Raw genomic sequence first — 26,742 nt, 5'->3', positions numbered from 1 at the left:
CCTCTATAACGTTTAATTCGAACGTTTTTTGGCGGGGCATCGCCCGTTACATTAAACAATAATGTCTATCCACCTCAATAAACCCACCTGGGGGTCGTGGGGGGCTTTTTTTGCCCCAGACGACTTGTCCAAGATGAAAAAAACTTTCATGCGAGTTGAATTCGACTTATGAAGCTGGTAGCACCTAAATCATACCTCATCTCAGGAGCCTGACATGTGCGGAATCGTCGGACTGTTTTTGAAAGACAAGTCGCTCGAGCCCCAGCTCGGCTCAATGCTGTCGCAGATGCTGATCTCGCTCAGCGATCGCGGTCCCGACAGCGCCGGCATCGCCATCTACGGCGCGCCAACAGGCAACGAGGCCAAAATCACCATCCAGTCGGCAAAGCCGGAGCGCGACTTCCGCGGCCTCGACGCCGAACTGGCCAAGGCCATCGGAGCCCCGGTCAGCATTGCAGTGAAGTCGACCCATGCCGTCGTCAGGACCACCCCCGCCAAGATCGATGAAGCGCGCGAGGCCATTCAGACGCTTCGCCCGGATATCCGCATCATGGGTGCCGGCGACGTTGTCGAGATCTACAAGGAAGTCGGCTTGCCGGAGGCGGTCGTCGATCGTTTCGACGTCCGCAGCATGACCGGCACGCACGGCATCGGGCATACCCGCATGGCGACCGAATCGGCTGTCACAACAATGGGCGCGCATCCGTTCTCGACCGGCGCCGACCAGTGCCTTGTGCACAATGGTTCGCTGTCCAATCACAACAATGTCCGCCGCGAGCTGATCCGCGAAGGCATGAAATTCGAGACCGAGAACGACACGGAGGTCGCGGCCGCCTATCTCTCCTCGCAGATGGCGCATGGCAAGAATCTCGGCGAGGCGCTGGAAGGCACGCTGAGCGACCTCGACGGCTTCTTCACCTTCGTCGTCGGCACCAAGAACGGCTTTGGCGTGGTGCGCGATCCGATCGCCTGCAAACCTGCCGTCATGGCCGAGACCGACCAGTATGTCGCCTTCGGCTCGGAATATCGCGCGCTCACCAAACTGCCCGGCATAGACAATGCGAGGGTCTGGGAACCCGAGCCCGCAACCGTCTATTTCTGGGAGCACTGAGTTCATGCCAGCAATCAATGTCTCCAAGGCGGCCCGCGAGCAAGGCCATGAGCAGAACCGGGCGTCGAGGGTCTTCGACCTCAGCGAAATGCCGCTGCGCGAGCTCAATCAGGCACTTCATGATTTGACCCCCGGTTCGAACGAGACCGCCTGGGAAGTGCTTCATCCGAAAGGCAGCCATTCGGTCGCCGTCGGGGTCGACCAGCCGATCACCATCGATGTCCGCGGCAGCGTCGGCTATTACTGCGGCGGCATGAACGACGGCAGCACCATCACCGTGCATGGCTCGGCCGGTCCCGGCGTCGGCGAAAACATGATGTCTGGCTCGATAACCGTCAAAGGCGATGCCAGCCAGTATGCCGGTGCCACCGGCCGGGGCGGGTTGCTGGTCATCGAAGGCAATGCGTCGTCGCGCTGCGGCATTTCGATGAAGGGCATCGACATCGTCGTCCATGGCAATATCGGCCATATGTCGGCGTTCATGGCGCAATCCGGCAATCTGGTGGTGCTGGGCGATGCCGGCGACGCGCTCGGCGATTCCATCTACGAGGCGCGGCTGTTCGTGCGCGGCAAGGTCGGCAGCCTCGGCGCCGACTGCATCGCCAAGGAAATGCGTCCCGAGCATCTGGAATTCGTGCAAGGCCTGCTAGACCGCGCTGGGGTTACCGGCGTCAAAGCGACGGAATTCACCCGTTACGGTTCGGCGCGCACGCTCTACAATTTCAACATCGACAACGCCGACGCGTATTGAGGCTCAATGACTTATCGCAACCCGCCGACGACGCCGCGCAAATCCGCGACCTTCGACGACTACACGCTTTCCGAGATCCGCCGCGCTGCGGCGACCGGCATCTATGACATCCGCGGCGCCGGCGCCAAGCGCAGGCTGCCGCATTTCGACGACCTGCTGGTGCTCGGCGCCTCGATCTCGCGCTATCCGCTCGAAGGCTATCGCGAGCGTTGCGACACCAGTGTCGTGCTGGGTTCGCGCCATGCCAAGAAGCCGATCGAGCTGAAAATCCCGATCACCATCGCCGGCATGAGTTTCGGCTCGTTGTCCGGTCCGGCCAAAGAGGCTTTGGGGCGCGGCGCGACGCTGTCCGGCACCTCGACGACCACCGGCGACGGCGGCATGACCGAGGAAGAGCGCGGTCACTCGCAGACGCTGGTCTATCAATATCTGCCGTCGCGCTACGGCATGAACCCGCGTGATTTGCGCCGGGCGGATGCGATCGAGATCGTCGTCGGCCAGGGCGCCAAGCCCGGCGGCGGCGGCATGCTGCTTGGCCAGAAGATTTCGGACCGGGTCGCCGAAATGCGCACGCTGCCGAAGGGTATCGACCAGCGTTCGGCCTCGCGTCATCCCGACTGGACCGGGCCCGACGATCTCGAGATCAAGATCCTGGAGCTGCGCGAAATCACCGACTGGGAAAAGCCGATCTACGTCAAGGTCGGCGGCGCGAGGCCCTATTACGATACAGCCCTTGCGGTGAAATCAGGCGCGGACGTCGTCGTGATCGACGGCATGCAGGGCGGCACCGCCGCAACCCAGGAAGTGTTCATCGAGAATGTCGGCCAGCCGACGCTTGCCTGCATCAGGCCGGCGGTGCAGGCGCTGCAGGATCTCGGCATGCACCGCAAGGTGCAGCTGATCGTCTCCGGCGGCATCCGCAACGGCGCCGATGTCGCCAAGGCGCTGGCGCTTGGCGTCGACGCGGTGTCGATTGGCACGGCAGCACTTGTCGCGCTCGGCGACAACGACCCGCGCTGGGAAGCGGAGTACAACGAGCTTGGCACCACCGCCGGCGCCTATGACGACTGGCACGAGGGACGCGACCCGGCCGGCATCACGACGCAGGATCCCGAACTGATGAAGCGGGTCGATCCGGTCGCCGCCGGACGGCGATTGGCGAATTACCTGAAGGTGATGACGCTCGAGGCGCAGACCATCGCCCGCGCCTGCGGCAAGAACAGCCTGCACAATCTCGAGCCCGAGGATCTCGTCGCGCTCACCATCGAAGCCGCCGCCATGGCCGGCGTGCCGCTGGCCGGCACCAACTGGATACCGGGGAAGAACGGCTTCTAAGACAATCAGGCCACCAAAAATCCATAAGCGAGGAACTATAATGGGGAACGATCTCGCCGCATTCGCCAAAGAGAACGGCGTCAAGTATTTCATGATTTCCTACACCGACCTGTTCGGTGGGCAGCGTGCCAAGCTGGTGCCGGCGCAAGCCATCGCCGACATGCAGAAGGACGGTGCCGGCTTTGCCGGCTTTGCCACCTGGCTCGACCTGACGCCGGCGCATCCCGACATGCTGGCGGTGCCGGATCCGGATTCGGTCATCCAGCTGCCATGGAAACCTGATGTCGCCTGGGTCGCCGCCAATTGCATCATGGACGACAAGTCGGTCGCCCAGGCGCCGCGCAATACGCTGAAGCGGTTGATTGCCGAGGCGGCTGGCGACGGCATGCATATCAAGACCGGCGTCGAGGCCGAGTTCTTCCTGATCTCGCCGGACGGCAAGACGATTTCCGACGAATACGACACGGCGTCGAAGCCCTGCTACGACCAGCAGGCGGTGATGCGCCGCTACGATGTCATCGCCGAGATCTGCGACCACATGCTGGCGCTCGGCTGGGGCGCCTACCAGAACGACCATGAGGACGCCAACGGCCAGTTCGAGATGAACTGGGCCTTCGACGACGCGCTGGCGACCGCCGACAAGCACTCCTTCTTCAAGTTCATGGTGAGGTCCGTTGCAGAGAAGCACGGCCTGCGCGCAACATTCATGCCGAAGCCATTCCCCGGCCTGACCGGCAATGGCTGCCACGCCCACATCTCGGTGTGGGACAAGGACGGCAAGACCAATGTCTTTGCCGATAATGCCATGGAGCTCGGCCTGTCGGAGAAGGGCAGGAATTTTCTTGGCGGCATTATGAAACATGCCTCGGCACTTGCGGCGATCACCAACCCGACGGTCAATTCCTACAAGCGCATCAACGCGCCGCGCACCATTTCGGGTGCCACCTGGGCGCCTAACTCGGTGACCTGGACCGGCAACAACCGCACCCATATGGTGCGTGTGCCTGGCCCCGGCCGCTTCGAGCTGCGCCTGCCCGATGGCGCGGCGAACCCTTATCTGCTGCAGGCCGTCATCATCGCCGCCGGACTTGACGGCATCCGCTCGAAGGCCGATCCCGGCAGGCGCTACGACATCGACATGTACCAGCACGGACACACGGTGGAGGGCGCGCCGAAGCTGCCGCTCAACCTGCTCGATGCATTGCGCGAGTTCGACAACGACAAATCGCTCAAGGCGGCGCTGGGTGAGGAATTCTCGTCGGCTTATCTAAAGCTCAAGCACCAGGAATGGAATTCCTATGCTTCCCACTTCACCCAGTGGGAGCGCGACCACACGCTGGATATCTAGAGCATCGGACCGAGAAGTGCGAAGCGGTTTTCGGATGGTTCCGATGCGTCAAGAAAGATCCTGCGTGGCGCGAGCGACCTCGGAATAGATTTATGAAATACTCGATCTTCTCCCTCGCCCGCGCCGCCTTTTCCGGCCACAAGAATTGGCAGCGCACCTGGCGCGATGCCAGCCCTAAGGATCATTACGACGTGGTGATCATCGGCGGCGGCGGCCACGGGCTGGCGACGGCGTGGTTCCTGGCCAGCGAGTACGGCATCAGGAATGTCGCCGTGCTGGAAAAAGGCTGGATCGGCTCCGGCAATGCCGGCCGCAACACCACTATCATCCGCTCCAATTACGGGCTGCCCGGCAATACCGGCTTCTACGAGCTGTCGATGAAGCTGTGGGAGCGCATGGAACAGGACCTCAACTACAACACCATGGTCAGCCAGCGCGGCGTCATCAACCTCTATCATTCCGACGCGCAGCGCGACGCCTATGCGCGGCGCGGCAACACCATGCGCATCAACGGCATCGATGCCGAACTGCTCGACCTGGCGGCGGCCAAGAAGATGATGCCGTTCCTGAACTTCGACAATGCACGCTTTCCTGTGCAAGGCGGCCTCTTGCAGCGACGTGGCGGCACGGCGCGCCACGACGCGGTGGTCTGGGGCTACGCCCATGCGGCGAGCGCGCTCGGCGTCGATATCATCCAGAACTGCGAGGTCACAGGTTTTTCGCGGGACGCCAATGGCAAGGTGACCGGCGTCGAGACTTCGCGCGGCACAATCGGCGCCGGCAAGGTCGGCATGGCTGTCGCCGGCAGTTCCTCGCGCGTCGCGGCGATGGCCGGCCTACGGCTGCCGATCGAAAGCCATGTGCTGCAGGCCTTCGTCTCCGAAGCGATCAAGCTGCTGATCCCCAACGTCATGACCTTCGGCGCCGGCCATTTCTACGTCAGCCAGTCCGACAAGGGCGGACTGGTCTTCGGCGGCGACATAGACGGCTACAATTCCTATGCCCAGCGCGGCAACATGCCTGTGATGGAAGACGTCTGCGAGGGCGGCATGGCGCTGATGCCGATGATCGGCCGCGTGCGCCTTTTGCGCCAATGGGGCGGCATCATGGACATGTCGATGGACGGCTCGCCGATCATCGACAAGACACCGGTGGACGGGCTCTATCTCAATGCCGGCTGGTGCTATGGTGGCTTCAAGGCGACGCCGGGCTCCGGCTTTGTCTTTGCCCATCTTCTGGCCCGCGACGAGCCGCACAAGGAAGCCGCGCGCTTCCGCCTCGACCGGTTCCGGCGCGGCGCGATGATCGATGAAAAGGGCGTCGGCGCCCAACCGAACCTGCACTGAGGACGGCCCGGAAACATGCGTATTGTCTGCCCTTTCTGCGGCGAACGAGAACTCGGCGAGTTCACTTATCTCGGCGACGCCAAGCCGGCGCGTCCGGCGGCCGGCGGCTCTGAGGACGAGGTGTTCGACTATGTCTATCTGCGCGACAATGTCGCCGGCGAGACGAGCGAGCACTGGTACCATGGCGGCGGCTGCCGGGCCTGGCTGAAGATCACCCGCAACACGCTGACACATGAGATTTCCTCGGTCGAACCGTCAGCGGGCGTCGGTGCCGCCAAGGTTGGTGCCTGATGGTCAGCCGCGCACAGACACACCGGCTGGAGAGCGGCGGCCTTATCGATCGTTCGGCACCGCTGAATTTTCGCTTCGACGGCAAGACCTTTGCCGGCTTCCAGGGCGACACACTTGCCTCGGCGCTGATTGCCAATGGCGTCAAGCTGGTCGGCCGCTCGTTCAAATACCACCGGCCGCGCGGCATCCTGACATCAGGCTCGGAGGAACCCAACGCGCTGGTCGAGCTGCGCACGGGCGCGCGCCGCGAGCCAAACACCAAGGCGACGACAGCCGAACTTTATGACGGTCTCGAAGCGGCCAGCCAGAACCGCTGGCCGTCGCTGCGGCACGATCTGATGGCGGTGAACCAATTGTTCGCGCCGATCTTCGTTGCCGGCTTCTACTACAAGACCTTCATGTGGCCGGCAAAGTTCTGGGAAGCGATCTACGAGCCGGCGATCCGCCGTGCCGCCGGTCTAGGACGCGCGGCGGGCGTTGCCGATCTCGACCATTACGACAAGGTATGGGCGCATTGCGACGTGCTGATCGCCGGTTCCGGCCCGGCCGGGCTCGCGGCAGCGCTTGCCTCTGGACGCAGCGGTGCCCGCGTCATCCTGTGCGAGGAAGATTTTGCGCTTGGCGGCCGCCTGCTTGTCGACGGCGGCGCGATCGATGGCGTACCAGCGGCCGAATGGATTTCGCGCACGCTAGCTGAACTCGCCACGCTGCCCGATGTCCGCATCATGAACCGCACGACACTGTTTGGCGTCTATGATGGCGGCACCTATGGCGCGATCGAACGCGTCAACGATCATCTGCCCTCGCCGCCGGAGCATCAGGTGCGCCAGCGGCTGTGGCGGATCGTGGCAAAGCGCTCAATCGTTGCCGCCGGCGCCATCGAGCGGCCGATCGTCTTTGCCGGCAACGACACGCCCGGCGTGATGATGGCTTCGGCGATGCGGACCTATGTCGCGCGCTATGCGGCGACGCCGGCCAAACGCATCGCGCTGTTCACCAACAATGAGGATGGCTGGCGCACGGTCGAGACGGCACTTGGCGCCGGATTGCAGATCGCAGCGGTCGTCGATGCGCGGCCGGATGTCTCCCCTGCTCATCGTTCGCTCGCCTCAAAAGGCGGTTTCCCCGTGCTAAACGGTTCGGTCAGCGCGGTCGATGGCGGCAAGGACGGTGTCCGAAAAATCTCGGTATCGCTCACCGGCGGCGCACGCGCCGAGGTCGAAGTCGACGGGCTTGCCGTTTCCGGCGGCTGGAACCCGGCGGTCGGGCTGACCTCCTATCATCGCGGCCGGCCGAAATGGCAGGACGATATATCGGCCTTCGTGCCGGACAGCGCCCCTCCGGGCATGGTGGCCGCCGGTGCTGCCAACGGCGCATTCGGCCTCGGCGCCTGCCTGCGCCAGGGGTTTGCCGCCGGTGCGGCAGCGGCACAGAGCGCCGGACACAACGGCAATGCCGGCACGCCGCCAGTCGCCGATGATGAGGCTTTTTCGCTGACCCCGCTCTGGCATGTCGCCGGTAAAGGCAAAGCCTTTGTCGACTATCAGCATGACGTCACCGCTTCGGACATCGAACTGGCACAGCGCGAAGGCTTTGAATCGGTCGAGCATCTGAAGCGCTACACGACGCTCGGCATGGCTACAGACCAGGGAAAGACTTCGAATGTCGCCGGCCTCGCCATCATGGCGGCGGTATCGGGCAAATCGATCCCCGAGACCGGCACGACGATCTACCGTCCGCCCTATGTGCCGGTCGCCATCGGCGCCTTCGCCGGCCGTCATCGCGACGAGAACTTTCATGCGACGAGGCTGACGCCGTCGCATCACTGGGCAGCCGAACAGGGCGCGGTTTTCGTCGATACCGGCCTGTGGAAGCGCGCGCAGTGGTATCCGCGCGCCGGCGAGAAGGACTGGCTGGAATCGGTCACCCGCGAGGTCAAGGCGGTGCGCGGCGGCGTCGGCTTCTGCGATGTCTCGACGCTTGGCAAGATCGACGTGCACGGCCCGGATGCCGGCGCCTTCCTCGACCGCGTCTACATCAACACCTTCTCCAGTCTGGCTGTGGGGAAAGCCCGCTACGGGCTGATGCTGCGCGAGGACGGCATGGTCTATGATGACGGCACTACGTCGCGGCTGGCCGAAGGTCATTATTTCCTGACCACCACGACTGCCAAGGCCGGCCCGGTGATGCAGCATCTCGAGTTCTGCCGGCAGGTGCTGTTTCCGGAACTCGACGTGCAATTGACGTCGGTGTCGGACCAGTGGGCGCAATTCTCGATCACCGGGCCAAAGACCCGGGACCTGCTTCGGGAAATCGTCGATCCCACCGAGGATCTGTCGAACGAGGGCTTTCCGTTCATGGGCGCGCGCGAAGTAGCGCTTCGCGGCGGCATCAAGGCTCGGTTGTTCCGCATCTCGTTCTCCGGCGAGATGGCGTTTGAGATCTCCGTTCCGGCCCGCTACGGCGATGCGCTGGTGCGCAACCTGATGCTGGCCGGCAAACAATTCGGCGTGACGCCCTACGGCACCGAGGCGCTCGGCGTCATGCGCATCGAAAAGGGCCATGTCGCCGGGCCGGAGCTGAACGGCACCACGACCGCCGCCGACCTCGGGCTCGGCAAGATGATGTCGACCAAGAAGGATTTCATCGGCCGCGTCATGGCCGGACGCGAGGCGCTGGTTGCGTCGGACCGACAGGTGGTGGTCGGCATCAAGCCGACGGACAGAGCGCGCCGCCTGCGCTCCGGCGCGCATATCATTCCGAAGGGCGAGATACCGGGTTCCGCCAACGACCAGGGCTATGTCACGTCGGTCTGCTTCTCGCCATCGCTCGACCAGTGGATCGGGCTGGCGCTTGTCGAGCGCGGCCGCGAGCGGATCGGCGAGATCGTCCACGCGCATGATCCGCTGCGCGGCGAAGACTATGACGTCGAGCTGTGCAATCCCGTCTTCTACGATCCGGATGGAGGGCGCCAGCGTGGCTGAGTTTTCCTGGGTTTCCCGCAGTCCACTGGAGCATGCGCTTGTGCCCGGCCCTTATGGTGCGGGCGGCGTCACGCCGGGCATTTCGCTCACCGAGATCCGCAATTTCGACCTAATTCAGATCATGGCGCGGCGTGGCAAAGCGGCGGACCTGGCAAGCGCCGCCAAAGCCCGTTTCGGCATGGCGGCTCCGGATGTGCCGAAGGCGGTCAGCGCTTCGGACATGACGCTCATCTGGTCGGGACCGGATCAGTTCCTCGCCCTGTCCAAGGGCGGCAAGCACGCGATGGACACCTTGAGCCAGGCGTTTTCGCAATCGGCTTCGCTGTCGGACCAGTCGCATGCGCGCGCCCTGATCAGCGTTTCGGGTGCCAAGGCGCGCGCCATGCTGGCGAAGCTCTCGTCGATCGATCTGCACCCGGCGGCGTTACCAGTCGGTGCTGGCGCTGCGACCTCGATCGACCACACCAGCGTCAATCTCTGGCGCGGCGGCGATCAGACGGATGGGCAGGCTGTGTTCAACCTTCTGGTGTTCGCAACCTTCGCCGAAAGCCTGTGGCACACGATGCTCGGCGCGGCCGCCGAGTATGGCATCGATATCCGATACTCCGAGGAATTGGCATAGTTCGGCTTCCCTTCTCCCCTTGTGGGAGAAGGTGGATTGGCGCGCAGCGCCAAGACGGATGAGGGGTGTTGGAAGAAACTCGACGTCAAAGAATGAAATGATTCTAAGTGCTTACTTCCTGGCCGTTGCGATCCGTCCAGCACCCCTCATCCGACCGAGCTGCGCTCGGCCACCTTCTCCCACAAGGGGAGAAGGGAGAGCCGCACCTGGTCGCTCCGCCTTGCCAAAACTGCAAGCACTGCTATTCTTGCTGCTAAAATAATTTCACGTACAGGCAAACTTATTTCCTAAACCACAGGGTCGAGATGAGCCAGTCGCCCTACCCCGCCATCGCAGCCGGACCGCCCCGGCCGAGCCTCGTCCTGCGGCCCGGCCAGATCGCGCTGCCGGCCGGCATGGAACGCTATTTCGTTCATGGCAATGGCGCGGTGCTCATCGAGATCGAGGCCGGCGACACCATCACCGTGCGCAATGTCGAAGGCGGGCAGGCTTGCGAACTGCTGGCATGGGACAAGGGCGGCGCGACCGAAGCAGGTATTTTCGGTGAGAAATCGAACAGCAATGCCGCCGGCATCAAGGCGCTGCTGGCCGATGGCGACGACAGCCTCGCTTCCTTGCGCCACGGGCTCGAGCGACGCCAGGTGCAGCTGGATCAGGCAAAAGCGGTTCGCGTCTTCGGCGGCGCGACCCCTGCCGGCACCGAACAGGGTTTCGCCGTCGCCCGCGACGGCGCGATGCTGATCGCCGCTCCCGGCGGGCCGATGCTGGTCGACGGCCATGACACGGCGACGCCGCTCAGCGTCATCGTGCGCCGCGCCACGATCCGTCCGGCGGCGAAGTCGCAATTGGGCGATCCGCTCGCCGATCCGGTGCTCGATTTGCGCGTCCATTCGGCGACGGCTGAAGCCTACTTCGTCAAGGCGGGCGACTATCTACAGATCATCGATGTCGACGGGCGCCAATGCACCGACTTCCAGTGCTTTTCGGCGCGCAAGCTCGACAAGGGCCGCGACCATCCGCTCGACGTGACGACGACCCGCACGCTGATGGGTTCGAGCTATCCAATGCCCGGCCTGCATTCGAAATACTACGATCAGGACATGGAGCCGCTGGTCGAGGTGGTGCAGGACACATGCGGCCGGCACGACGCTTTTGCGCTCGCTTGCGCGGCCAAATATTACGACGACATCGGCTATCCCGGTCACGTCAACTGTTCGGAGAATTTCAACCGCGCGCTTGCGGACAAGGGAGTAAATCCCCGCGCCGGCTGGATGGCTATCAACTTCTTCTTCAACACGGCGATCGACGCGCATGGCGTCATGGTATCGGACGAGCCGTGGTCGCGGCCGGGCGACTACGTGCTGCTGCGCGCCTTGACCGACATCGTCTGCGTCTCCTCCGCCTGCCCTGACGACACGACGCCAGCCAATGGCTGGAACCTGACCGACATCCATGTGCGGACCTATTCCGGCCAGCACAGATTCTCGCGAGCGATCGCCAGACGCATGACGCCCGATTCGGAACCGAAAATGACCCGCGAGACATCATTTCATTCGAGCTTTGCCAAGCACACCCGCAACTTCGTCGAGTACAGGGGCTATTGGCTGGCCAATTCCTTCGCCAGGCAAGGTCCTATCGACGAATACTGGGCCTGCCGGCAGGATGCGGTGATCTTGGACCTGTCGCCACTGCGCAAGTTCGAGGTCACCGGCCCGGATTCCGAAGCGTTGCTGCAATACACGCTGACCCGCGACGTGAAAAAACTCGGCGTCGGCCAGGTCGTCTATTCAGCCATGTGCTACGAGCATGGCGGCATGATCGACGACGGCACGCTGCTCAGGCTCGGCAAGGACAATTTCCGTTGGGTCGGCGGCGACGATCTTTCCGGCGAATGGCTGCGCGAGACGGCGACTAAACTCGGCCTCAACGTGCTGGTGCGCTCGTCCACCGATCAGATGCACAATGTCGCCGTGCAAGGACCGAAGAGCCGTGACATCCTCAAGGAGATCATCTGGACCTCGCCGCTGCAGCCGTCGATCGAGGAGCTCGAATGGTTCCGTTTCGCCGTCGCGCGCATCGGCGGCGGCAACGGCATTCCGGTCGTTGTCTCGCGCACCGGCTACACAGGCGAACTCGGCTACGAGATCTGGTGCCATCCGCGCGACGCCGAAAAGGTGTTCGACGCCATCTGGGAGGCCGGCCAGCCGCACGGCTTGAAGCCGATGGGGCTGCAGGCGCTCGACATGGTGCGCATCGAGGCCGGGCTGATCTTTGCCGGCTACGAGTTTTCCGACCAAACCGATCCGTTCGAGGCCGGCATCGGCTTCACCGTGCCGCTGAAGACCAAGACCGACGATTTCATCGGCCGCGAGGCACTGATCCGGCGCAAGGAAAACCCGCAGAAGAAACTGGTCGGTCTCGACATCGACGCCAATATCGCGGTCGGCCATGGCGATTGCGTCCATATCGGCCGCGCCCAGATCGGCGTGGTCACCTCGGGCATGCGCTCGCCGGTGCTTAACAAGAATATCGCACTGGCCAGGCTTGATATCACCCATGCCGCCATCGGCACCGAGGTCGAGATCGGCAAGCTCGACGGCCACAGCAAGCGGCTGCCGGCGCGGGTCGTCGCCTTTGCCCATTACGACCCGCAGAAGACCAGACCGCGCTCCTGACGGCAGCACCCCTTGCCTTCTCCCCCTGTGGGAGAAGGTGGATCGGCGCGCAGCGCCGAGACGGAAGAGGGGTGTTGGACGGAGTGCTGTCGGTGCCAAGCTGGAACACCCTCATCCGACCTCGTTGGAGCCTGTCCTCGGGCTTGCCGGAGGCAAGACCCGTGGGCGAGGCCACTTTCTCCCCCAGGGGGAAGGTGAGAGCATGTTCCACATCTGCGATGTGCACAGCTTCACAAAAAGCTTGACGTGAAAGCGTGACGCGGCAATCTTCACTGCCAAGAAAAAAATACTACTGAGCGGAAACTGCCTGAGGTCGTTCAACGCGTGCGTCGGTGACGCATTGCGAGGTGTCGGCCATCGCCGATGGGGAACATCAGAAATGGGGAATTCACGTAAATGAGCACGATAGTCTCTGCCCTGGTGCCGGCTGCCGAAGGGAAGCTGCACCGGAACATCGATTGGCGCGGCGCCTTCTGGGTGGCAAGCGGCGTTCCCGCCCTTGTCCTGTTTTCGATCGGCGGCATTGCCGGCACGACCGGGAAGCTGGCCTTCCTGATCTGGACCATGTCCATGATCATGGGCTTCCTGCAATCGTTCACCTATGCGGAGATCGCCGGCCTGTTTCCAAACAAGTCCGGCGGCGCCTCGATCTATGGCGCCACCGCCTGGCTGCGCTATTCCAAGTTCATCGCGCCGCTATCGGTGTGGTGCAACTGGTTCGCCTGGTCGCCGGTGCTGTCGCTCGGCTGCTCGATCGCCGCCGCCTATATCCTCAACGCGCTGGCGCCGGTGCCGCTGTTTAGCGACACCTCGCCGGAAGTCGCCACCTATATCGCGGCTCATGCCGGAACGAGTGCCGCCGACGCCATCACGGCGGTGACCGCGGCCGCCGCACCGGCGATCCGCAACTGGACGCTCTACGGGCACACGCTGGGTCCGGTCTCCTTCACCTTCAACGCCACCTTTTTCATCGGCGCGGTGCTGATGCTGATCATCTTCTCCATCCAGCATCGCGGCATCCTGGGCACGGCCAACGTGCAGAAATATATCGGCCTGTTCGTGATCATCCCGATGCTGATCGTCGGCGTCGTGCCGATCATCACCGGCCAGATCGACTGGGCGAACTTTTCGCCGCTGGTGCCGCTGGCGGCCGCCTACGCACCGGAGCCCGGGGCGTGGAACATCGCCGGCTGGACGCTCGTTCTCGGCGGCATGTTCATCGCTGCGTGGTCAACCTACGGTTTTGAGACCGCCGTCTGCTATACGTCGGAGTTCAAGAATCCCGGTACCGACACGTTCAAGGCGATCTTCTATTCCGGCCTGCTGTGCATGCTGCTGTTCATCCTGGTGCCGTTCACCTTCCAGGGCGTGCTCGGCTTGAACGGCATGCTGGCGACCCCGATCGTCGACGGCTCCGGCGTTGCCGATGCGCTCGCCGGCATGGTCGGTGGCGGACAGCTGATCCACAGCCTGCTGGTGATGCTGATGATCCTGGCACTGGTGCTGTGCATCATGACGGCGATGGCGGGGTCATCGCGCACGCTTTACCAGGGCTCGGTCGATGGCTGGCTGCCGCGCTATCTCAGCCACGTCAACGAGCACGGCGCCCCGACCCGGGCAATGTGGACCGACCTGATCTTCAACCTGGCTGTGCTGGCCATCGCCTCGGCCGACGCGACGAGCTTCTTCTTCATCCTCGCCGTGTCGAATTGCGGCTACATCATCTTCAACTTCCTCAACCTCAATGCCGGCTGGATCCATCGCATCGATAACGGCCATATCGCGCGGCCCTGGCGCGCGCCGAGCTGGCTGCTCGGCCTCGGCGCCGTCTTTGCCTATGTCAACATGATCTTCATGGGCGCCGGCGCAAAGGTCTGGAACCCGATGGCACTGTGGGCAGGACTGATCACGGCTGCCCTCATCATCCCGGTGTTCTGCTTCCGGCATTACATCCAGGACAAGGGCAAATTCCCCGACCATATGCTGGCTGATCTCGGCATGACGTCGTCCGATCTCGCGGTCAGAAAAGCGGGAATCCTGCCCTATTTGACGCTGATTGCCGGCGTCGTGGTGATGCTGCTCGCCAACTGGCTGTTCGTCATCTGACATCCCGCCTCAACGGATCGAGCGCACGATGCGCGCTCGATCCTGCGTGTTTGTTCTTGCTTTGTGCCGTCAGTTATGCTACCAATTTAGGTGTAATGCTGATTCGCACCGAAGACCCGCCGCCGAGGCGGGTTTTTCCTTTCAGGGCCTATTCGGCGAACCGCTCAATCGATCTTGATGAACACGCCCTTGGTATTGAGATACTCGTCGAGGTGCTCGGCGCCGCCCTCACGGCCGTAGCCGCTCATCTTGTAGCCGCCGAAGGGCACCGCCGGATCGATGGCGTGATAGGTGTTCACCCAGACCGAGCCGGCGCGGATTTTTCGCGACAGCTGGTGCGCGGTGGCGACATTGCGGGTGAAGACCCCGGCAGCAAGACCGTAGGGCGTGTTGTTGGCTCGCTCGACCGCCTCATCGAGCGTATCGAACGGCAGCGCGGAAATCACCGGTCCGAAGATTTCCTCGCGTGCGATCTTCATGCCGTCCGAGACATGGGCAAAGACCGTCGGCGCGACGAAATTGCCGGCGGCAAGCGCGCCTTCCACAAGGCGTGTGCCACCGGTGACGAGGGTCGCGCCCTCCGCCGTGCCGGCTTCGAGATAGGAGGTGACCCGCTGCAGCTGCTTTTCGGAAACGAGCGGACCGATTTCGGTTGCCGGGTCGATGCCGTCGCCGATCCTGAGACCCTTGGCATAGGCCGCCAGCCGCGCGACGAACTCGTCATGGATGGAGCGTTCGACGAACAGACGCGAGCCGGCGATGCAGATCTGGCCGGAATTGGCAAACACCGACATCGCCGCCACCGGCACCGCCCTGTCGAGATCGGCGTCGGCGCAGACGATGACCGGCGACTTGCCGCCGAGTTCCAGCGAGACGCGCTTCAGATTGCCGGCGGACGCGCGGACGATCGACTGGCCGGTCGCCGTTGAACCGGTGAAGACGATCTTGTCGACGCCCATATGTTCGGCGAGTGCGGCACCCGCCTCGGCGCCGGTGCCGGTCACGATATTGACGACGCCTGGCGGAACGCCGGCTTCGTTCATGATGTCGGCGATCAAAAGCGGCGTTAGCGGCGCCTCTTCCGAAGGTTTCAGCACCACCGTGCAGCCGGTGGCAAGCGCCGGCCCGATCTTCCAGATCGAAGCGGCCGTCGGGGCGTTCCAGGGGATGATGGCGCCGACGACGCCGACCGGCTCCTTGCGGGTGAAGGAGACGATTTCGCCCGGCAGCGAGTTCTCGATCGTCTCGCCATGTAGGGACGTCGCCATGCCGGCGTAATAGCGCAGCATGCCGATGACGCGGTTGCGGTTGGCGCGGGTGCGCACGATCGGCATGCCCATATCGGTGGTGTCCGAGCGGCTGATCTCCTCCCAGTGCTTTTCGAAGAGGTCGGCGATCCTGAGCAGCAGCACCTGCCGCTCATAGGGCTTGAACCGGCTCCACGGCCCGTCAAAAGCCTTGCGCGCCGCGGCCACCGCCAAGTCGATATCCCGGCGATCGCTGCGCGGCACCGTGGCAATGACCACGCCGGTGGCCGGATTACGGGTCTCCATGGTCCGGCCCGAGCGGGCGTCGACCCAGGCGCCATCGACGAACATCTGGCGATGGCGTCCGTCGATCGGCTGTAGCGGCGCCGCCGGTGTCGGAGCTATGGTCATGACGTCCTCCTCCAGCGCCTCGGCCGGTGGGGGATTTAACCCCTGGATGTCACATCTGCCAACAGCTCTATTCGGCAGCTAGAGGCAGTCGCGGCCTGTCGTCGTTTTCTGCCAGCTTCAGCTCGATCGCCTGCTCCGCGTCCCCGGCTTTCTTGCGCTCCCTGCCGAAGAACAAGGCATAGCCTGCCGGAAGGACAAGGATGGTCAGCACCGTGGCGACGAGAATGCCGCCCATCATCGCATAGGCGAGCGGACCCCAGAACACGCCGCGCGAAATCGGGATCAGCGCCAGAACCGCGGTCAGCGCCGTCAGCATGATCGGCCGAAAGCGGCGGACCGCCGAGCCGATGATGGCCTCCGAGCGTTCCATGCCGGCCGCGATATCCTGGTCGATCTGGTCGACCAGGATAATCGAGTTGCGCATGATGATGCCAAGCAGCGCGATCACGCCGAGGATGGCGACGAAGCCGAAAGGCGCGCCGCTGATCAAAAGTGCTGCGGCTGCACCGATGATGCCGAGCGGGCCGGTCGCCAGCACCAGCATCGCCTTGCCGAAATGCTGCAGTTGGATCATCAGCAGCACGACGATGACGGCCAGCATGATTGGAGCTTTCGCGGCAATGGAGGCCTGGCTTTCGGCCGAATCCTCGGCGCCGCCCTGGATCTCGACAGCGTAGCCGGGTGCCAGACCGTCACGCAGGCCTTGCATCTCGCTGTACATCTTCATCACGACATCGTTCGACTGCACCCCATCCGGCAGCGTGGCACGCACGCTGATGGTCGGCAGGCGGTCGCGCCGCCATTCGACACCTTGCTCCAGCACCGGGACGACCTTGGCGACCTGCGACAGCGGCACGAAGCCACCGAAGTCCGTCGGGATAGAGACGGAATCGACCGCCGACAGCAGGTGACGGCTCGCCTCCGGTTCGCGGGCGACGATCGAAACGGTCTCCTCGCCGTCGCGGAAGTCGTCGAGCGGCGCTCCCGACATGGTTGCCTGCAGCATCTGGCGGATGCGCTGCGAGGTAACGCCGAGCGCACGGGCGCGATCCTGGTCGATCACCAGTTTCATCTCCGGCACCGGCTCCAGCCAGTCGTCGTGGACGGCGCCGAGCAGCGGATTTGCGTGGAACTTTGCCTTCACCTCGTCGGCGATGCGGCGCACCTCCTGGCGATCGGGCCCCATGACGCGCATCTGCACCGGCCAGCCGGTGGGCGGTCCGAGGAACAGGCGGTCGACCTTGGCGCGGATCGACGGGAAATCCTCGGCCAGAATGGTTCGCAGCTTGACGATCAGCCGCTCGCGGGCCGGCTCGTCGTTGGCCATCACCAGAAGCTGGGCGAAGTTCGGATTGCGAAGCTGCTGGTCGAGCGGCAGGAAGAAGCGCGGCGCGCCCTCGCCGATATAGGTGGCGATGAAGCGTTTGTCCTTGTCGTCCATCATCCTGGTTTCGAGCGCCTTGGCCTGCGTCTCGACTTCCTTGATGCTGGTGCCTTCCGGCAGCCAGAGGTCGACAAGGATTTCCGGACGCGACGACTGCGGGAAGAAGTTCTGCGGGATGAACTGGAACGCCCACAGGCTGGTTGCGAAGGTCACCAGCGTCATGACCAGCACGATGATGCGATGGCGCACGGACCAGCTGACGGTGGCGCGAAGCCGGCGGTAGAAGCGCGTGTCGAAGACATCGTGATGGCTGCCGCCGGCGTGCTTTCGCTGCTTGAGGATCATGTTGCCAAGCCACGGCGTGAAATAGACCGCCACGAACCAGGACACGACCAGCGCGATGCCGACGACATAAAATAGCGTGCGTACATATTCACCGGCCGTCGAGGCGGCGAAGCCGACCGGGATGAAGCCGGCGGTGGTGATCAGCGTGCCGGTCAGCATTGGGAAAGCCGTCGAGGTGTAAGCGAAGCTCGCTGCCTCGACCTTGACCAGTCCTTCCTCGAGCTTGCGTTCCATCATTTCGACGACGATCATCGCGTCGTCGACGAGCAGGCCGAGCGCGATGATCAGCGCGCCGAGCGAAATGCGCTGCAGATCGATGCCGATCTCGTACATGATGGCGAAGGTCGCGGCCAGGACAAGCGGTATGGTGATCGCGATCACCAGGCCCGAGCGCCAGCCGATCGTCAGGAACGAGACGACAAGCACGATCAGCAGCGCCTCGCCAAGCGCCTTCATGAACTCGCCCACCGCTTCCCGGACGACTTCCGGCTGGTCGGCGATCTGATCGACCGAAACGCCGTAAGGCAGCGCCTCTTCGAAGCGGTGATAGGTCGCCTCGACGTCCTTGCCGACATCGGTGACATTGAAGCCCTTGGCCATGACGACACCGACCTGGACGCTGTCGTGGCCGTTGTAGCGGTATTTACGCTGATAGGGATCCTCGAGGCCGGAGGTCACGGTGGCGATGTCGCCCAGGCGCGTCACCTGGTTGCCGGCACGCAAGCGAAGTTCGCGGATGTCGGCAGCCTTGGTTACGTCGCCCTCGACCGAAATGCGCACCGAGTTCGTGCCGGTATCGACCGAGCCCGCCGGATCGACATTGTTCTGGCCTCTGATCGCGTTCTGCAGATCGGTCAGCGTCAGGCCGCGCTCGGCAAGCGCCTTGGACGAAACGTCGATATAGAGTTTTTCCGGCTGATCGCCGATGATCACGGCCTTTTCGACGCCGGGCGTCGTCAGCAGCATGTCACGCGCCTGGATGGCCAATTTCTTCAGCTCGGGATAGGTGTAGCCGTCGCCGCTGATCGAATGCAAAGTGATGAAAGTGTCGCCGAACTCATCGTTGAAGTAGGGCCCAAGCAGCCCCTGAGGCAACTCATTGGCGATATCGCCGACCTTCTTGCGAACCTGGTAGAAGGCATCCGCGACCTCAGCGGGATTGGTGTCGCCTTTCACCTGCAAGGTGATGATGGCGCTGCCGGCGCGCGTGTAGGAACGGACGAAATCGAGATGCGGCGTTTCCTGCAGCTTGCGCTCGATCTTGTTGACGACCTGGTCCTCCATGTCCTGGATCGAGGCACCCGGCCAGACAGCCTGGACGACCATGACGCGGAAGGTGAAATCCGGGTCTTCCTTCTGGCCCATGCGCATCAGGCCGAGCGCGCCGGCAACGATGATCAGGCCGAACAGGAACCGCGCAATGCTCGGATGCCCGATTGCCCAGCGTGAAAGGTTGAAGGGCCGCTTTTCATTGGTGTCGGTGGTCATAGCGCCAGTCCATTTGTCTGACCGTCAGCGCACGCACATGGCATGCCCACGGAACTTCTAATGCTGGCTTCCGGGCGGCGAGGCTTTCCGAGCGGAGAGACACTCATCGCTGTGGGACGCGAGGATCGATGTTGGGGGGTTACATCGATCCGACGTCTCGACAATCGGGCACCCTGCCGCCCGGAAACCATGAACCGCTTGACCTCGTGGCTTGCGCCGAGGCGAGGAAAAGCCGGTTTTATCTGCTAGCCGTCAGCGCAGGCGCTTGGCGGCGTTACCATCATCGTCCGCCGATGCGGACTGTTGCACCGCATCACCGGTCAGCTTGACCTGCAGATTTTCGGCCATGAATTGTGTGCCCGCCGCAACGACGACATCGCCGGGTTTCAATCCTTCGGCGACACGCACGCCGTCGGCGGTGAATTCGGCGACCTTGACCGGACGCGCGTGGACGGTCTCGCCGTTGCGGTCCACGGTCCAAACGATCTGCTGGCCATCCTTTTGCGCCAGCGCGCTCAACGGGATCGATACGCTTTGTGGGCGGTTGTTGGCCGCCGAAGCTTCGATGTTCGCGGTCATGCCGAGAAGCACACGCGGATCGTTGGGCAGGCTGACGCGAACGGCAAAGGTACGCGACTGCTGATCGGCGCTGCCGGCGACTTCGCGGACCTTGCCGTCGAGCGTCAGCGCATCGTCGGACCAGAAGCCTGCCTTGACCTCCTTGCCCGGCTTGAACTGGGCGATATCCATTTCCGGAACGGCGATCAGCACTTCCTTCTCGCCATCGACGGCAACGGTCACAACTGGCGTGCCGGAGCCGACCACCTGACCGACATCGGCGGTGACTGCTGTGACGATGCCGTTCCTGTCGGACTTGAGGTCGGTGTAGAGGACCTGGTTTTTTGCCTGGTCAAGCGTTGAGCGGGCGGAGTTCCGGGTGGCGACCGCTTGGTCATAGCTGAGCGTCGCCTGTTCGAGCTGCGATTTCGATGCGAAGTTCTTGGCAAACAACTGTTCGGCGCGACGACGGGCAAGGCCTGTTGTCTCGACCTGCCGCTCGGCGGCCTCGAGGCTAGCCTCGGCGCTGTTGACCGAAAGGTCATAGTCGGCGGGATCGATGCGGGCCAGAACGTCGCCCGGCTTCACGCGCTGGCCGATGTCGACCAGGCGCTCGGTGATCTTGCCGTTGATGCGGAAGCCGAGATTCATCTCGGTGCGGGCGCGCACCGATCCGGAGTAGGAGAGCTCACGGGTATCGTTCGCCTTGGCGATCTCGACGACCTTGACCGGCCGGACGGTGTCCTTGACTTCCACTTTTTCCTGCGAACAGCCGGCGAGCCCAAGCCCCGCGACGACAACCAGAGCCGGACCGACGGCCGACAGCCTGTTCATGATGGATTTGGACAAAGGCACTTGCGTACTCCCGAACTGGAGATGGAATTGTCGAGACCGGCGGTCGCCGCCGGTCATTTCTTCAAGGCCCTGATCGCAAACTCGATAAGCTCGTCCGGCATTGCCCGGTTCTCTTTGGCAAGGCACTGGGCGACCATCTGCGGGTGACAGAGGGTGATGATAGCGGCGCCGAAGCACCGCGAAGCGACTTCCGGGTCCTGGTCGGCAAACTCGCCGGCTGCGATCCCGTCGCTGATCACCTCCGCCACCAGGCTGCGGATCCGGTCGATATGCTTCTCGATGACATGCCAATCGCGTTCGATGGCAACGACGACCATTTCGTGCACCTTCTCCTGGTCGAGCATGGTGTCGCGGGTCCACTGATAGTGCGTTTGCGCGTAGCAGCGAAGCTTTTCGCTGGCGGTTCCCGGACTATGGCAGGCGTCGTAGGTCAGTTGGTAGCAGGTGGCGAGCATGCGGCCGCAAACGGCCTGGTGGATCTCGACCTTCGAGGCGAAGAAACGGTAAATGTTAGCCGTCGACATGCCGAGTTCGCGCGCTATGTCAGCGACATTGGTCTTGCCGTAGCCGTAGTGGCGGAACAGTCGCTCTGCGCAATCGAGGATGCGCGCGACATTCTCCTGCCGGACCAGGTCGGCCGTATCGAGGGTATCGTGCATCTTGTTTAGTTATCTCTTACGAATGACGAATTTTGAATTTCGTCACTCGTAATTCGAAGTCGACTGGATGTCAACTGCGACAATATCGTCTTGGGCGATTGGTGACATCCGTTGACGCCAGTTGGGCGTGATCAGCGTTAATGAAGCCTGTTGCGGTCAGTGCACAGGCACCCCGCTATCGACGCGGTCCCCCACGCGGCTATGTATTGTCATCCAATGCCGCGGAAAAGGAGATCATGGGATGACCGTACTGCGCATCGTCACGAATATTGCGACAGACAGCATTCCGAATGTTCGGAAGTTCTACTCCGACCTCTTCGGGCTCGATACCGTCATGGACCACGGGTGGCTCGTCACGCTGGCGTCCCGCGAAACAACCATCCCCCAGGTCAGCATCGCCAGCGAGGGCGGCTCAGGCACTCCCGTACCCGATCTGTCGATCGAGGTCGACAATGTCGATGAGGTGTACCTTCGCGCCAACGAGATCGGTTGCAGACTTGTCTACGATTTGACCGACGAGCCGTGGGGCGTCAGACGTTTCTTCATTGCCGACCCGACCGGTAAGCTGCTCAACGTGCTCTCGCATCTTCGCCCAAACATTCAGGCGGACGGCTGAAACGGGTCAACTCAAGCCGTAGCGCGAACCGCGGCTATGGAGAAGCGCCAGGAAGGTCGGCAATTGGCGCGCCAAAGCCGGTTCAGGCTCTTCCGCGCAGCGATGTCGGGCATCCGCACGCATCTACAGCGCCATTCGCCGTCATCGACCAGCGCCGACTGGAACAAAAGCGTTCCTGCGTTGTTCTCCAACCGTCCTGATGTCGATGGGCTGGTTCATACGCCGGCCAAGGGCAGTCCTCGTGGCAGGCATGCGAAGACAAGGGATGGCGAGGCAAATGGATCCCGACGATCTCAACAAAGAACGGATCGTCACTGTGTTCGGCGGAACAGGCTTTCTCGGACGCAGGATCGTGAAGCGGCTCCTGGAAAGGGGTTTCACGGTCCGCGCCGCATCCCGCCATCCGGCTCGCGTGGGCCCGGTCTTTTCCTCGGCTGCAAAGATGCCCGAAGCCGTCGGGGCGGATATATTGGATGCGTCCTCGATCGGCTCGGCCATTGCCGGATCACAGGCGATCGTGAATGCTGTCAGTCTTTATGTCGAGCAGGGCGTCCAGACGTTTGAACGCGTGCATGTGAAAGCCGCAGCTGATCTCGCCGCCGCGTCGCGCGCTGGCGAAGTCGACCAGTTCGTCCAGATTTCGGGGATCGGCTCCGATCCCAAATCGGGCTCGAACTACATCAGGGCACGTGGGCGCGGTGAAGTTGCCGTGGCGAGCGCGTTTCCCGACGCCTTCATTGTGCGTCCCGCCGTTATGACAGGACCTGACGACGCTTTCCTTACGACCATTGTAAGGCTGATACGCCTCCTGCCGGTCTATCCACTGTTCGGCGATGGTGGCACACGGCTTCAGCCGGTCTATGTGGCAGACGTCGCAGAAGCAGTGAGCCGGCTGATCGACGGGCGAAACAACAAGGGTTCATCGATATTCGAATTCGGTGGCCCGCGCATCTACACCTATAAGGAACTGCTGCGGGAGATCGCCCGACAGCTCGACACCCGCATCAGGCTGATGCCGGTGCCGTTTGCGGCGTGGAACGCCTTGGCAGGCGTCGCGGAACTCCTTCCGGCCGCGCCCATAACGCGCAACCAGGTCGATCTTATGCGGCATGACAATGTGGCATCAATCGGCGCGCCGGGCCTGAAGCAACTCGACATCGAGCCGCGGGACATTGACGAGGTCATCCGCTTGATCGAAGGGCGCGCGTGACGCCGGCTCGCGCTCGTCTCCTGCTTAGCAAGACTCTATGGCCCTGACGGGAACCTATCGCCATGCGACGGGTTGGTTGAGCTTGAGCCAATGAAGAAGGAAAAGAAACTATGGCCAGATGCGATCAGTGCGGGAACGACTACGACAAGGCTTTCGAAGTGAAGATGGCCGACGAAATCTATACGTTCGACAGCTTCGAATGTGCGGTCCAGAAACTTGCTCCGGTCTGTCCGCATTGCGGATGCCGGATCATCGGACATGGCGTCGAACAAGACGACATTATCTACTGCTGCGCCCATTGCGCCGCGGAGGAAGGTGCGAGCGCGCTGACCGATCGCGCACCTTGATGCAACGCTTTTGGCGTCCCATCGGAATCGGATGTGATCCGGCGCCAAAGCATGATCCCCGCGCAAATGGCCCCCTGCTATTGATGTCGCGGGTATATTAGCGCTGAAAAGTGGCACCATCGGTGCAGATCATGATCCCTCTTCGACTACAGACGGATGAGGTCCCGTAGGTTAGCGCTGGGCTCAAAACGGTCGTTACGCTTAACTGATTAATGGGTCCTGGCCTACTTACCCCTTCGCCATCTCCCTCAGCCTGAATTTCTGGATCTTGCCGGTCGAGGTCTTCGGGATTTCGGCGAAGAACACTGTCTTGGGGACCTTGAAACGGGCGAGCAGCGCGCGGCAGTGGTCGATGATCTCGGCCTCGGTCGCCGTCCTGCCCGGCTTCAGCTCGACATAGGCGACCGGCACCTCGCCCCATTTGTCGTCGGGCCTGGCGACGACGCCGCAGGAGGCGACGGCAGGGTGCTTGTAGAGCGCCTCCTCGACCTCGATCGAGGAGATGTTCTCGCCGCCGGAAATGATGATGTCCTTGGAGCGGTCCTTGAGCTGGATGTAGCCGTCGGGATGCATGACGCCGAGGTCGCCCGAGTGAAACCAACCGCCGGCGAAGGCTTCGTCGCTCGCCTTGCGGTTCTTCAGATAGCCCTTCATGACGATGTTGCCGCGGAACATAACCTCGCCGATCGTCTCGCCGTCGGCCGGCGTCTCATCCATCGTTTCGGGGTCCATCACCGTCAGATCTTCGAGCGCGGCATAGCGCACGCCTTGCCTGGCCTTACTGGCTGCCCTGAGACCCTTTTCGAGCCCATCCCACTCGCTATGCCATTCGTTGACAACGGCCGGGCCATAGGTCTCGGTCAGGCCATAGAGGTGGGTCACGACGAAGCCGGCATCGGCCATGCCCGACAGCACCGCTTCCGGCGGCGGTGCTGCGGCGGTGTTGAAGGTGACCGTCTGCGGGAATTGCCGCTTGTCCTCCTCGCTGGCATTGATCAGCACCGACATCACCACCGGCGCGCCGCACAGATGGGTGACACCGTGATCGGCGATGGCATCGTAGACCGGCTTCGGCCGCACCCAGCGCAGGCAGACATGGGTGCCGATCTGCACGGCCAGCGTCCACGGAAAGCACCAGCCATTGCAGTGGAACATCGGCAGCGTCCACAGATAGACCGCATGCTTGCCCATGCCGGCGTGGATGGTGTTGGCGTAGGCCATCAGTGCTGCGCCGCGATGGTGGTAGACGACACCCTTCGGATTGCCTGTCGTGCCGGAAGTGTAGTTGAGCGCAATGGCGTCCCACTCGTCGTCGGGCATCGACCAGGCGAAGTTCTCGTCGCCGCCCGCGACCAAATCCTCATAGTCGAGCGTGCCGATCCGCTGGCCCTTGGGATAGGGGGCATCGGCCGCGTATTCGGGATCGTCATAGTCGATAACCAGCGGTTTTACCTTAGCCAGCGCCAGCGCGGCGCCGACGGCATTTGCGAATTCGCGATCGGCAATCAGCACCTTGGTTTCGGCGTGGTCAAGCTGGAAGGCGATAACCGCGGCATCGAGGCGGGTGTTGAGCGAATGCAGCACCGCCTTGGTCATCGGCACGCCGAAATGCGCTTCCAGCATCGGCGGTGTGTTGGACAGCATGACGGTGACGGTGTCGCCCTTGCCGATGCCACGCTTGGCGAGCGCCGAGGCAAGCTTCAGCGATCGCCGCCAGAAATCGCGATAGGTCGTGCGCTGGCGGCCATGGATGATCGCGACATGGTCGGGAAAGGTCTTTGCCGCCCGCTCCAGATAGCTGAGCGGTGTCAGCGGCTGGTGATTGGCTGGATTCCTGTCGAGATCCTGTTCGTAGGGATTGCCCATCCCGTCCTCCCAATGTGTTCGTCGAGAACTTCTAACCGCGGGCTTCGGGCCCGTCACCACCAACGATGCCACGATAGAGCGCATTTGGCACAAGGATGATCTAGATTCGGCGACCGAAAGGGCATCGTTTGCCCTTACTCAATTTGACTTTTGTCGAGAGCCGTGAATAATGTCAGCAAGGAGATGGCATGGCGATCCGACCGGCAGAACAGCTTATTCACAAGGCCGCCTGGCTCTACTATGCCCATGGCCTGCGCCAGGACCAAGTGGCGAGCCAGCTCAAAATTTCCCGAGCCTCGGTCGCCATGTATCTGCGCAAGGCGCGCGAAACCGGCATCGTCAATATCTCGACCTCGACCCAGCTTTTCACCGACGACGTCTTGGCGCGCAAGCTCGAAGACGCGTTGAAGCTCGACGCCGTCTGGATCGCACCGGAAAACGGTCATGTCGCCGATCCTTCGACCGACATTGCGGTGCTGGCGGCGAGCGTCTTTCTCGAACTGGTCAAGAAAGGCGACCGTATTGGCGTCGCCTGGGGGCGGACCGTTTATACGATCGCCGACGTCATGTCCTATGCCGATCTGCAGGATGTCACAGTGGTGCAGCTCTGCGGCAATCTCGGAGCCCCCTATTCCTACCGTCCCGACCAATGCACCATGGAAATCGCGCGCCGGCTCAACGCAGAGGGGCTCAACTTCTACGCGCCGCTGGTGCTGACGACGGAAGAACTGGCGCGCGGCTTGCGCGCCGAGCCGGTGATCCGCGAGCAATTGTCAGGCATCAGTCAATGCGATCTGGCGCTTTACTCGGTCGGCACAGTCGACGCCGACAGCCATGTCGTCAAATGCGGCGCGCTGACGACAAGCGAAATGGATGTGCTGCGGCGGGCCGGCGCTGCCGGCGTCATCGCCGGGCAGATCATCGACGGCCAAGGAAAGGCGCTCGATTGCAGCTACAACAGGCGGGTCATTTCGGCAGAGCTGTCATCGCTGCGCAACATCGAAAAGCGTCTCGTGGTGGTGCAGGAGGACAGCAAGTTCGGACCGCTGGTGGCGGCGCTCGCGGGTGGGCTTTGCACGCATCTGGTGGTCGGCGCCCGGATGGCGCGACGGCTGCTCGACCATGCCGGATCGGCAGCGGAGAAGGTCGCCTAGATTAAGCAAAACTCCGCCGCGGGCGCATTGTCA

At 62.8% G+C, this 26,742-nt stretch carries 19 protein-coding genes; 14 read left to right on the top strand and 5 right to left on the bottom strand.

Annotated elements, in window-relative coordinates; all coding sequences use genetic code 11:
* Positions 1-214: 214 nt before the first annotated feature.
* The 10 genes from NKH73_RS21930 to NKH73_RS21885 all read left to right on the top strand — a co-directional run bounded on the left by NKH73_RS21930 (position 215) and on the right by NKH73_RS21885 (position 14,569).
* Positions 215-1,111, top strand: coding sequence for a class II glutamine amidotransferase (locus NKH73_RS21930; protein WP_352936147.1), 897 nt, complete (start codon positions 215-217; stop codon positions 1,109-1,111).
* 88 nt (positions 1,112-1,199) lie between these two features.
* Positions 1,200-1,862 (top strand): GltB/FmdC/FwdC-like GXGXG domain-containing protein, encoded by a 663-nt coding sequence (locus tag NKH73_RS21925; RefSeq protein WP_502893923.1) that lies wholly within the window; start codon positions 1,200-1,202, stop codon positions 1,860-1,862.
* 6 nt (positions 1,863-1,868) lie between these two features.
* The gene (locus NKH73_RS21920) at positions 1,869-3,197 is read left to right on the top strand and encodes an FMN-binding glutamate synthase family protein (protein ID WP_352936143.1); all 1,329 of its coding nucleotides are present in this window, start codon (positions 1,869-1,871) and stop codon (positions 3,195-3,197) included.
* Positions 3,198-3,237: 40 nt separating this feature from the next.
* Entirely contained in the window at positions 3,238-4,545 is a 1,308-nt protein-coding gene (glnT, locus tag NKH73_RS21915) for a type III glutamate--ammonia ligase (protein WP_352936141.1), read from the top strand.
* Between the two features lie 92 nt (positions 4,546-4,637).
* The gene (locus tag NKH73_RS21910; RefSeq protein WP_352936139.1) at positions 4,638-5,891 is read left to right on the top strand and encodes a sarcosine oxidase subunit beta family protein; all 1,254 of its coding nucleotides are present in this window, start codon (positions 4,638-4,640) and stop codon (positions 5,889-5,891) included.
* 15 nt (positions 5,892-5,906) lie between these two features.
* Positions 5,907-6,182 carry a sarcosine oxidase subunit delta gene (locus NKH73_RS21905; RefSeq protein ID WP_352936137.1) on the top strand — a complete coding sequence of 92 codons (276 nt, stop codon included), beginning with the start codon at positions 5,907-5,909 and terminating at the stop codon, positions 6,180-6,182.
* Positions 6,182-9,166 carry a sarcosine oxidase subunit alpha gene (locus NKH73_RS21900; protein WP_352936135.1) on the top strand — a complete coding sequence of 995 codons (2,985 nt, stop codon included), beginning with the start codon at positions 6,182-6,184 and terminating at the stop codon, positions 9,164-9,166. Before NKH73_RS21905 ends, NKH73_RS21900 begins: the two co-directional genes overlap by 1 nt.
* The gene (locus tag NKH73_RS21895; RefSeq protein WP_352936133.1) at positions 9,159-9,788 is read left to right on the top strand and encodes a sarcosine oxidase subunit gamma; all 630 of its coding nucleotides are present in this window, start codon (positions 9,159-9,161) and stop codon (positions 9,786-9,788) included. The genes NKH73_RS21900 and NKH73_RS21895 overlap by 8 nt, the downstream gene beginning before the upstream one ends.
* 305 nt (positions 9,789-10,093) lie before the next feature.
* Positions 10,094-12,463 (top strand): trimethylamine N-oxide demethylase, encoded by a 2,370-nt coding sequence (locus tag NKH73_RS21890; RefSeq protein WP_352936131.1) that lies wholly within the window; start codon positions 10,094-10,096, stop codon positions 12,461-12,463.
* A 396-nt stretch (positions 12,464-12,859) separates the two neighbouring features.
* Entirely contained in the window at positions 12,860-14,569 is a 1,710-nt protein-coding gene (locus NKH73_RS21885) for a trimethylamine N-oxide permease (RefSeq protein WP_352936129.1), read from the top strand.
* Between the two features lie 164 nt (positions 14,570-14,733).
* Here NKH73_RS21885 and NKH73_RS21880 read toward each other — a convergent pair whose 3' ends face one another.
* The 4 genes from NKH73_RS21880 to NKH73_RS21865 form a co-directional block, all read right to left on the bottom strand.
* Entirely contained in the window at positions 14,734-16,227 is a 1,494-nt protein-coding gene (locus NKH73_RS21880; RefSeq protein ID WP_352936127.1) for an aldehyde dehydrogenase family protein, read from the bottom strand.
* Between the two features lie 67 nt (positions 16,228-16,294).
* Complete coding sequence (locus NKH73_RS21875; protein ID WP_352936125.1) at positions 16,295-19,444, bottom strand: efflux RND transporter permease subunit; 3,150 nt, start codon at positions 19,442-19,444, stop codon at positions 16,295-16,297.
* A 252-nt stretch (positions 19,445-19,696) separates the two neighbouring features.
* Positions 19,697-20,857 (bottom strand): efflux RND transporter periplasmic adaptor subunit, encoded by a 1,161-nt coding sequence (locus NKH73_RS21870; protein ID WP_352936123.1) that lies wholly within the window; start codon positions 20,855-20,857, stop codon positions 19,697-19,699.
* 53 nt (positions 20,858-20,910) lie between these two features.
* Entirely contained in the window at positions 20,911-21,516 is a 606-nt protein-coding gene (locus NKH73_RS21865) for a TetR/AcrR family transcriptional regulator (RefSeq protein WP_352936121.1), read from the bottom strand.
* Between the two features lie 241 nt (positions 21,517-21,757).
* On the opposite strand from NKH73_RS21865, the gene NKH73_RS21860 reads away from it, so the two are divergent.
* The 3 genes from NKH73_RS21860 (at position 21,758) to NKH73_RS21850 (ending at position 23,689) form a co-directional block, all read left to right on the top strand.
* Positions 21,758-22,132 (top strand): VOC family protein, encoded by a 375-nt coding sequence (locus NKH73_RS21860; RefSeq protein ID WP_352936120.1) that lies wholly within the window; start codon positions 21,758-21,760, stop codon positions 22,130-22,132.
* A 265-nt stretch (positions 22,133-22,397) separates the two neighbouring features.
* Entirely contained in the window at positions 22,398-23,342 is a 945-nt protein-coding gene (locus tag NKH73_RS21855) for a complex I NDUFA9 subunit family protein (RefSeq protein WP_352936118.1), read from the top strand.
* Positions 23,343-23,452: 110 nt separating this feature from the next.
* Positions 23,453-23,689, top strand: coding sequence for a metallothionein (locus NKH73_RS21850; RefSeq protein WP_352936116.1), 237 nt, complete (start codon positions 23,453-23,455; stop codon positions 23,687-23,689).
* Positions 23,690-23,917: 228 nt separating this feature from the next.
* Here NKH73_RS21850 and NKH73_RS21845 read toward each other — a convergent pair whose 3' ends face one another.
* Positions 23,918-25,555, bottom strand: a complete 1,638-nt coding sequence (locus NKH73_RS21845; RefSeq protein WP_352936115.1) for an acyl-CoA synthetase — start codon at positions 25,553-25,555, stop codon at positions 23,918-23,920.
* Positions 25,556-25,743: 188 nt separating this feature from the next.
* On the opposite strand from NKH73_RS21845, the gene NKH73_RS21840 reads away from it, so the two are divergent.
* Positions 25,744-26,709, top strand: a complete 966-nt coding sequence (locus NKH73_RS21840) for a sugar-binding transcriptional regulator (protein ID WP_352936113.1) — start codon at positions 25,744-25,746, stop codon at positions 26,707-26,709.
* Positions 26,710-26,742 lie beyond the last annotated feature (33 nt).

Origin of the sequence: Mesorhizobium sp. M0938, assembly GCF_040319125.1 — a bacterium.
GTDB lineage: Bacteria > Pseudomonadota > Alphaproteobacteria > Rhizobiales > Rhizobiaceae > Mesorhizobium > Mesorhizobium robiniae.
Note: the sequence above shows the minus strand (reverse complement) of the source record. Positions and strands in the feature narration are given on the sequence as shown.

Coding starts and splice junctions, on each gene's coding strand:
- NKH73_RS21930 (WP_352936147.1), top strand. CDS start 215: ATGTGCGGAATCGTCGGACTGTTTTTGAAAGACAAGTCGCTCGAGCCC.
- NKH73_RS21925 (WP_502893923.1), top strand. CDS start 1,200: ATGCCGCTGCGCGAGCTCAATCAGGCACTTCATGATTTGACCCCCGGT.
- NKH73_RS21920 (WP_352936143.1), top strand. CDS start 1,869: ATGACTTATCGCAACCCGCCGACGACGCCGCGCAAATCCGCGACCTTC.
- glnT (WP_352936141.1), top strand. CDS start 3,238: ATGGGGAACGATCTCGCCGCATTCGCCAAAGAGAACGGCGTCAAGTAT.
- NKH73_RS21910 (WP_352936139.1), top strand. CDS start 4,638: ATGAAATACTCGATCTTCTCCCTCGCCCGCGCCGCCTTTTCCGGCCAC.
- NKH73_RS21905 (WP_352936137.1), top strand. CDS start 5,907: ATGCGTATTGTCTGCCCTTTCTGCGGCGAACGAGAACTCGGCGAGTTC.
- NKH73_RS21900 (WP_352936135.1), top strand. CDS start 6,182: ATGGTCAGCCGCGCACAGACACACCGGCTGGAGAGCGGCGGCCTTATC.
- NKH73_RS21890 (WP_352936131.1), top strand. CDS start 10,094: ATGAGCCAGTCGCCCTACCCCGCCATCGCAGCCGGACCGCCCCGGCCG.
- NKH73_RS21885 (WP_352936129.1), top strand. CDS start 12,860: ATGAGCACGATAGTCTCTGCCCTGGTGCCGGCTGCCGAAGGGAAGCTG.
- NKH73_RS21880 (WP_352936127.1), bottom strand. CDS start 16,227: ATGACCATAGCTCCGACACCGGCGGCGCCGCTACAGCCGATCGACGGA.
- NKH73_RS21875 (WP_352936125.1), bottom strand. CDS start 19,444: ATGACCACCGACACCAATGAAAAGCGGCCCTTCAACCTTTCACGCTGG.
- NKH73_RS21865 (WP_352936121.1), bottom strand. CDS start 21,516: ATGCACGATACCCTCGATACGGCCGACCTGGTCCGGCAGGAGAATGTC.
- NKH73_RS21860 (WP_352936120.1), top strand. CDS start 21,758: ATGACCGTACTGCGCATCGTCACGAATATTGCGACAGACAGCATTCCG.
- NKH73_RS21855 (WP_352936118.1), top strand. CDS start 22,398: ATGGCGAGGCAAATGGATCCCGACGATCTCAACAAAGAACGGATCGTC.
- NKH73_RS21850 (WP_352936116.1), top strand. CDS start 23,453: ATGGCCAGATGCGATCAGTGCGGGAACGACTACGACAAGGCTTTCGAA.
- NKH73_RS21845 (WP_352936115.1), bottom strand. CDS start 25,555: ATGGGCAATCCCTACGAACAGGATCTCGACAGGAATCCAGCCAATCAC.
- NKH73_RS21840 (WP_352936113.1), top strand. CDS start 25,744: ATGGCGATCCGACCGGCAGAACAGCTTATTCACAAGGCCGCCTGGCTC.